An 8,264-nucleotide genomic window follows, 5' to 3' on the forward strand; every position below is an offset into this window, starting at 1 on the left:
TAGGAATCGTTGAACGTTTTTCACCATTTTTTACCTCACTATTTATTCATGGGGGGGTTCTACACTTACTGGGGAATATGTTATTCCTTTACATATTCGGCGACAACGTAGAGGGCAGAATGGGCCACTTTAAATATCTGGTATTTTACATAATATGTGGTTTTTCTGCTGCTGCTTTTCAGACAATGATAAATATCCACTCCACGATTCCCATGATAGGAGCTAGTGGGGCTATTTCTGGGGTCCTTGGAGCCTACTTAATCTTCTTTCCCAGATCCAGGATCCTCACCCTGTTACCAATATTTTTCTTCATTCAACTCATCCATATACCCGCCGCGGTTTTTATATTTATCTGGTTTATTATTCAATTTCTAAGCGGAGTTTCGACCCTCTCAGCAAAGCCTGGAATCGGGGGTGTTGCCTTTTGGGCCCACATAGGAGGCTTCGTTGCAGGACTAATTCTAGCTCGGTTTTTTCAGAAGAAGGAAAGTATCCGCATCAATCGCTTCAGCAAATATTATCATTAGATATGATCCTAACACATGTGTTAGTATAATATGTATAAAGAAAATAATAGATTGAAATATCAAAACATTAACTAAAGAAAACGAATAGTAGATCTGCAAAGTCAGATCGGGTTTGATCGGAACCATATTAAAGAATTGTACAAAATAATATTTTCAAGGTATTAATCCAAATTGGTTTACAAAAATAAAAGAAGGGATTCCAAAAATGTTCTTGCCATACTGGCCGGAGGTGGACCTGCTCCCGGAATCAATGGAGTTATAAGCGCAGCTACTATCGAAGCAATAAACCAAGGTTTAGAAGTAATAGGCATTCTCGAGGGTTTTAAATGGATAGCACAAGGCGATAAGAAACATATTCTGAGGTTAACAATCGAAAACACTTCGCGCATACACCTCACCGGCGGATCGATTATTGGTATATCGAGGGAAAACCCAACCAAGAGTGCTCAAAAAATGAAAAATGTGATAAGTACTCTAAAGACCCTTGAGGTTAACTATCTTTTGACAATCGGTGGAGATGACACAATGTTTTCGGCAAGCCGTGTCCTAGCAGAAGCAAACAACCAGATAAGAGTGGCCCACGTGCCTAAAACGATTGACAATGATTTGCCTCTTCCTGGCTATATATCGACGTTCGGGTTTGAAACTGCAAGGCATCTTGGGACAAGGATCGTCCAGTATCTTATGGAAGATGCAAGAACAACAAGCAGGTGGTACCTTGTCGTGACAATGGGAAGAAAAACAGGCCATCTAGCCCTTGGTATAGGAAAAGCCGCAGGCGCAACTATAACGATAATCCCAGAGGAGTTCACTGAACATAAAATAACACTCGACAGGCTCATAACCTTACTCGAAGGGGCTATCATAAAGCGGATCAATATGGGCAGACAAGATGGTGTCGCAGTTGTAGCAGAAGGTCTTGCCGAAAAACTAGAGGAGACAGATTTCGAGGACTTAAAGGATGTAGAACGAGATGCCCATGGAAATATAAGATTATCAGAAATCGACCTCGGGAAGGTGCTCAAAAATGAAACAAAGAGAAGGCTGTCAGAAAAGGGGATCAATATCACAATCGTCAACAAGAATATTGGATACGAGCTAAGATCTGCTCCGCCCATCCCCTTCGATGCCAAATACACCCGCGACCTTGGTTATGGAGCTATAAAATTTTTGCTGCAAGGCGGAACAGGTGCAATGATAACGATCCAAACAGGCAAAATGGTACCCCTTAATTTCAAAGAGTTGCTAGACCCTGAGACAGGAAGAACAAAAGTCCGCTACGTCGATATAAACACCGAATCTTATGAAGTTGCGGAAAAATACATGATCAAGCTTAAACGAGAAGATTTTCAGAACAAGGCGAAGTTAAGAAAGCTTGCACAAACCGCTCATATGAAGCCTAAAGAATTTGTAAGATACTTCTCTAAAGCATTAAGATAAATATTTGGTCGATTTTGAGTAAATCAAATCTAATCACCAAAACAAGCATTTTAATCCACTCGAGAAAAAGTATCTGAAGTTATTCCGATTTTGTTAATATTTTCTCTTTAACTCTCTCTTGACAATCATATTAATAACTTTATATAATGGGTTAGTACTTAACTTATCTACTTTAAGCCACTACAAACAGCAGCCCTTTAAGGGAGGAACGTGGAAAAACTCGGTGGTATATTTAATGCAAGCTCCCCAGAAATGGCGGCTATGGCTGGTCTCACGTTCTACATGCTCGCCATTGCTATTGCCATTCTAGCCATCATCGTGGTGGCTGTTGCTTACATAATTATCCGTTATAGAAAAAGACCAGGCGATGATGGCGAACCAAGGCAGGATTTTGGAAGCATAAGAGTTGAGATCATCTGGACAGTCGTGCCCGCCATAATCGTTGCCGTTTTATTCTTCCTTACAGTAAAAACCATGTTAGCCGTTGATCCTCCCAAGGGTGATCGTAAGCCTGACATTATAATAATTGGTCATCAATGGTGGTGGGAACTTTATTATCCAAATTCCGGCGTTCTAACTGCCAACGAGGTTCATCTCCCAGTCGGTGAGAAGTGGCTTGCAAGGCTTGAGTCAGTCGACGTAATACACGATTTCTGGGTACCAGAACTATTCCGAAAAATCGATTTAATTCCCGGTCATCCTAATCATATCTGGTTGGTAGCCGGTAAGCCAGGCACATTCCTTGGAGCATGTGCCGAGTTTTGTGGAGCTCAACACGCCAATATGCGTATAAGAGTAATCGCGCAGACACGAGCAGAATTTGATGCATGGGAAAAAGAACAGCTCAGGATTCCTAAAACCCCAACATCGGGTGAGGCAGCAAAGGGCGGAAAGATCTTTCTGACAGAAGCATGCATGAACTGTCACACCGTTCGTGGGACGGCAGCGGCGGCACGAGTAGGTCCGGACTTGACACACCTCAACACAAGGGAAACGATTGGAGCCGGTGTACTGATGAATACCTCTGAGAATTTAAAAAAGTGGCTATCAAATCCCCAGGCGTATAAGCCTGGTTCTCTGATGCCGAATATGAAGTTATCGGACGATGAAGTCAATCAAATCGTCGCGTATTTGGGGGCCCTAAAATGAGCAGAGTTCCTCTCGTTCCTGAGAACATTGAACCATTACCCTCTATCGGCGAAAGTGAAGGACTTGTCACTTGGATCGGATCAATCGATCATAAGCAGATTGGCATTATGTATGTCATAGCCACATTGGTCTTCTTCCTAATTGGAGGATTAGAGGCTCTTCTAATGCGTATTCAGCTGATGCAGCCATCTAACGAGTTTCTGTCCCCGGAAGCCTTTAATCAACTCTTTACGATGCATGGCACCACGATGATATTTTTCGTGGTCATGCCTTTTTTGATTGGCGTGGGAGTTTATCTTGTTCCTCTAATGATCGGGGCGCGTGACATGGCTTTTCCAAGACTTAATGCCCTCAGTTTCTGGCTTTTTGTTTTTGGTGGTTTACTTTTATATTATAGCTTTTTTACCCAAAGCGGTGCACCCGAGGTCGGCTGGTTTGCATATGCTCCTTTAAGCGAAAAACCTTTTTCGCTGAATAAGGGTCCTACTTATTGGGCCTTGGGACTGCTTGCTACCGGCATTGGTTCTATAGCATCCGGGTTGAATAATATTGTAACTATTCTAACACTCCGAACCCCTGGGATGACATTGCGAAGGGTACCCCTATTTGTTTGGATGATCCTCGTAACATCCTTTCTTCTGATATTCGTTATTCCTATTATTTCCGCAGCTTTTGCGATGCTTCTACTGGATCGGCTGCTTGGAGCAACCTTTTTCACCCCGGCCTCGGGAGGATCGGCCATACTATACCAACATTTCTTTTGGGGATTTGGTCACCCCGAGGTTTATATACTGATACTCCCCGCATTTGGAATCATTTCAGAAGTAATCCCGGTTTTTTCACGAAAACCGATCTATGGATATGAGTTTGTAGCTGGGTCAACGGTTGCAATAGGGTTACTAAGCTTGGCGGTCTGGGCACATCATATGTTTGCAGTAGGCCTTGGAAATGTAGTCAACGCATACTTTTCACTAGCCAGCATGCTTATAGCAATTCCAACTGGGGTAAAAGTTCTAAACTGGGTTGCAACCATGTGGGGTGGTAAAATCCGTTTTGCAACACCCATGCTCTTCGCTGTGACCTTTCTTATAGAATTCGTTGTAGGCGGTCTCAGTGGCGTAGCTATCGCCTCAGCTCCGATCGATTGGCAAGCGACCGACAGTTATTTTATAGTTGCACATTTCCATTATGTGCTTTTCGGTGGTTCTCTATTCGCAATTTTTGCTGGCGTCTATTATTGGTTTCCAAAATTTACAGGACGTATGTTATCGGAATGTTTAGGAAAGTGGCACTTCTGGCTAACGTTAATTGGATTCAACCTTACATTCCTGGTTCAGCACCTCCTTGGATTGGTTGGAATGCCAAGACGTGTTTATACATATCCAGACTTACCTTATTGGGGGATCATGAATTTGATATCCACGATTGGTGCGATAGTACTCGCGATCTCTGTCATTATTTTTGTGTGGAATGTAATCGTCAGTCTTCGCCACGGTAAAGCTGCAGGAGATAATCCATGGAACGCATGGACTCTTGAATGGGCAACTACATCACCACCGCCTGTATATGATTTTGAACTTGTTCCGCCGGTGCGGGGAAGGCGTCCACTCTGGGATCTGGCTCATCCCGATGTGCCAGACGAGAAACAACTCGAGAACAGAAGAGGTTCATGATTGAATGGCAAACAATAGGATGCTCATAGGGTTCTTTGTCGCTTCTGAATCAATATTCTTCATAATGTTGATCCTGGCTTATATAAATTTTCATGTTCATGGTCCTTTTGACGGTCCATCGGCAAGAAGCAGCCTGAATCCCATCGTCACCGGGATATTCAGCCTTTTTCTCTTAGCAAGCAGCTTTACGATATGGCTTGCCGGGCGAAGTCTAAAGAAGAAAAACCACTTTATGCTAAAGTTTTGGACCCTCATTACAATTCTTCTCGGAGCAACTTTCATCTTTGGTCAGGGTCTAGAGTGGTTTGGACTTATCAAGAAGGACATTTGGTTACCGCGTAATGTATTTGCTACAACGTTCTTCACACTGACCGGTTTTCATGGTTTTCATGTATGTGTGGGACTCATCATGCTATCAATTCTCCTAGGCCTGGCCCTTGCAGGTGATTTCAAAGGGCCTAGATCAGATGGTGTTGAAGTCGTATCAATATATTGGCACTTTGTAGACGGGGTATGGATCGTGGTTTTCTCAGTCATATATCTGTGGGCATTTTTATGACAAGACGAATATTCATTCGAAATAAATCATAAATGCACAAAGGGATCTTATCATGACAATGCTTCAAATATTAACATCGACATGGCATCTTGAACCATGGGTTTTGGCCTTGAGCGTATGTCTTATCACTTCATATGTTTACGTCACTCATTTTAATTTAAATAAACATTCGATCCTATTCCTCACTGGTGTAGTTATATTCTTCCTTACACTTACCTCACCCTTAAGCATGCTGGGAAGGACATATCTATTTAGTGCAAATATGATACAGCATATAACATTGTTACTGATCGTTCCTTTACTACTACTTCTTGGTATCCCACCCATCTTAATAGAAAAGGTTTCAGTTCGGTCAACCTTAATGCCGCTTATGAGGACCCTAGGAAATCCACTAATTGCCTGGTTTTTTGGAGTTGGTGCAATGTGGATATGGCATCTCCCCTCACTACATGACGAAGTGTTGAGAAATGAAAATCTATATGTAGTACAGCAGGTTAGCTTCATTATTTTTGGAGCAATCTTCTGGTGGCCAGTTTTCGCCCCAATAAATCGTATGAGATTATCTCCACTTACGTCAACGTTATATCTGGCATCGGCCTGTCTCGGGTGCTCAATCCTTGGAATTTTAATAACATTCGCTTCGGTCGGTCTTTACGCCGCATATCTGAACCCAGTTGATACATACGGAATCTTATCACTTCTCAGAAATGATTTATGCATTACACCTGGAGTAGATCAGCAGATTGGAGGGCTTACTATGTGGATACCAGGCTGTTTGATATACCTTTTAGCAAGCATGCTAACTTTTGTAAGATGGTATAGCAGTCCCGAAGACGAAGATTTAGTTGACCAAACATTGGAAATCGACACTCGGATTCGATCAACATATGGAAGAGAAAATAATTGATAATCTAGAGCCGTAAGACTTACATGCAAAGGATGGTCGCAATAGATGAGTAACAATGAGCAAACACCGATTGAATTTCAGTCTGCGGTCGAGGGCAAACCATGCAACTCTGAAATACATGATGGGTGGCATAAACCAAAACCCGAGAAATTACCAAAGGCAGGGTATTGGCCATTTTTGTTGGCTCTTTCTATCACATTTATGCTATGGGGCTTAGCGGTCGGATTCAATCAGGTATTTAGCACCATTATAATAATTTCCGGTCTGGGTCTTATTTTGTTCATAGTAGCCCTCGCCGCGTGGATAGGAGACCTAAGAGATGAGCGAAAACATGAAAACGAATGAATGTAATCGCAGGCAGTTCTTCACGAAGTTAAGTGTAACTCTTGCAGGCATAGCCGGGGCTATGGTTGCAATCCCGGTTATTGGGTCTCTTATTGCTCCTGTATTCAAAAGACCGGATCCGGTATGGAGACCCGTTGGGAATATAGACAGTTTTAAGGTTGGACAATTTGTGAAAGTAATGTTTGAGGATGATTCTCCATTACCCTGGGCAGGTGTAACTGCAGAGACCGCTGCCTGGTTGAGACGCGATGATGAGGAGAACTTCACAGTATTCTCAGTGAATTGTGCTCACCTGGGTTGCCCGGTCAGATGGGTACCAGGGGCAAAATTATTTATGTGCCCGTGTCACGGTGGAGTATATTATGAGGACGGCTCAGTTGCCGCTGGCCCACCGCCAAGGGGCTTATACAAATATCCCGTAAGAACCAGTAAGGGGCAGGTTGAGATCCTCACGAGTCCAATTCCGATTACCACGGTTTAACCGGTGAAGATCAATGTTGCAATCTAGTTGCGAAATGACGAAGTTGAAAGTTTTTTACTGTTTGAATTCTTTAATAGATCTCCCCTCCCCTGGAGGGAGGGGATTAAGGGGAGGGGGATAGAATCCATGTTTCGCCCCTATCCTAACCTTCCCCCATCGAGGGGGAAGGAACAATTTGAATTCAATAATACGTTGGAATTGCTCTAGCACATTAGAAGCTGTTCAGAGGAGTAAAGACTTAATGTTATCTCTGAAAAGGGCTTGGGTATGGTTTGATGACCGCACCGGAGTTTCAACGGTGTTTAATACACTTATGCCTGGTCACATCGTTCCTTCTAGCTCTGCATCCTGGTTTTATGTCTTCGGAAGCGCTACCCTGTTCGCGTTTATCATACAGGTGGTAACAGGTGTAACCCTGGCATTCATGTATGTTCCATCCGCTGGCGAGGCATATCAGAGCCTTCAGTACATCACCGATCAAACAACCTTTGGCAGGGTCGTCCGAGGTATGCACAACTGGGGAGCCTCTGCAATGATTCTACTTGTTGGACTTCATATGATAAGGGTATATTTGACGGCAGCATATAAGTTTCCACGTGAAATGCATTGGATTACAGGCGTAGTGCTTCTGGCTTTAACAGTTGGCATGGGCTTTACCGGCCAAGTCGTCCGATGGGATCAAACGGCAGTCTGGTCCACCATAGTTGCAGCAGAGCAGGCCGGTAGAATTCCATTTATCGGCAGATGGGTTGCAGACTTTCTGATTGGTGGGCAGACAATCGGAGGCGCAACACTGAGCAGGATGTTTGCCTATCATGTATTTCTTGTTCCCGCGTTACTCTTTATTTTCATAGGTTTCCATCTCTATTTGGTTTATAAGAATGGAATCTCCGAAATGCCAAGAGCAGGAGACCCTGTAGATCCAAAAACCTATCGACAAGAATACGAGGAGAAGATCAAGAAAAGTGGCGTTCCCTTTTGGCCAGATGCTGCCTGGAGGGATATGGTATTCAGTTTCTGTGTCATTACTATCATATTACTTATCGCTATTATCATTGGGCCCCCAGCCCTCAATGCACCACCAGATCCATCCAATATCGATGCGTTACCGGTGCCAGACTGGTATTTTGTTTTCTACTTTGCTTTTCTTGCCCTCTCACCCCCTGAAATTGAATCATACTTA

Annotated in this window: 9 protein-coding genes; all 9 read left to right on the forward strand. The window is 43.4% G+C overall.

Going from position 1 to position 8,264, the window contains the following annotated elements; genetic code table 11:
- The coding region (locus VGA95_07385; GenBank protein HEX9666370.1) for a rhomboid family intramembrane serine protease at positions 1-527 on the forward strand (527 nt) is incomplete at its 5' end.
- Between the two features lie 171 nt (positions 528-698).
- Positions 699-1,967 (forward strand): diphosphate--fructose-6-phosphate 1-phosphotransferase, encoded by a 1,269-nt coding sequence (pfp, locus tag VGA95_07390; GenBank protein ID HEX9666371.1) that lies wholly within the window; start codon positions 699-701, stop codon positions 1,965-1,967.
- 210 nt (positions 1,968-2,177) lie between these two features.
- Positions 2,178-3,116 (forward strand): cytochrome c oxidase subunit II, encoded by a 939-nt coding sequence (gene coxB, locus VGA95_07395; GenBank protein HEX9666372.1) that lies wholly within the window; start codon positions 2,178-2,180, stop codon positions 3,114-3,116.
- On the forward strand, positions 3,113-4,789 hold the full coding sequence (gene ctaD, locus VGA95_07400) for a cytochrome c oxidase subunit I (protein ID HEX9666373.1): 1,677 nt from the start codon (positions 3,113-3,115) through the stop codon (positions 4,787-4,789). Before coxB ends, ctaD begins: the two co-directional genes overlap by 4 nt.
- A gap of 4 nt (positions 4,790-4,793) precedes the next feature.
- A complete protein-coding gene (locus VGA95_07405; protein HEX9666374.1) occupies positions 4,794-5,348 on the forward strand; it encodes a heme-copper oxidase subunit III in 555 nt (184 codons plus the stop codon).
- Between the two features lie 52 nt (positions 5,349-5,400).
- The gene (locus tag VGA95_07410) at positions 5,401-6,255 is read left to right on the forward strand and encodes a cytochrome c oxidase assembly protein (protein HEX9666375.1); all 855 of its coding nucleotides are present in this window, start codon (positions 5,401-5,403) and stop codon (positions 6,253-6,255) included.
- 45 nt (positions 6,256-6,300) lie between these two features.
- Positions 6,301-6,600 carry a hypothetical protein gene (locus VGA95_07415; GenBank protein HEX9666376.1) on the forward strand — a complete coding sequence of 100 codons (300 nt, stop codon included), beginning with the start codon at positions 6,301-6,303 and terminating at the stop codon, positions 6,598-6,600.
- Entirely contained in the window at positions 6,575-7,081 is a 507-nt protein-coding gene (locus VGA95_07420; protein ID HEX9666377.1) for a Rieske (2Fe-2S) protein, read from the forward strand. Before VGA95_07415 ends, VGA95_07420 begins: the two co-directional genes overlap by 26 nt.
- A gap of 175 nt (positions 7,082-7,256) precedes the next feature.
- A partial coding sequence (locus tag VGA95_07425; protein HEX9666378.1) for a cytochrome b N-terminal domain-containing protein occupies positions 7,257-8,264 on the forward strand: 1,008 nt, incomplete at its 3' end.

This window comes from Thermodesulfobacteriota bacterium (assembly GCA_036397855.1).
Classification (GTDB): Bacteria; Desulfobacterota_D; UBA1144; order Nemesobacterales; family CSP1-2; genus DASWID01.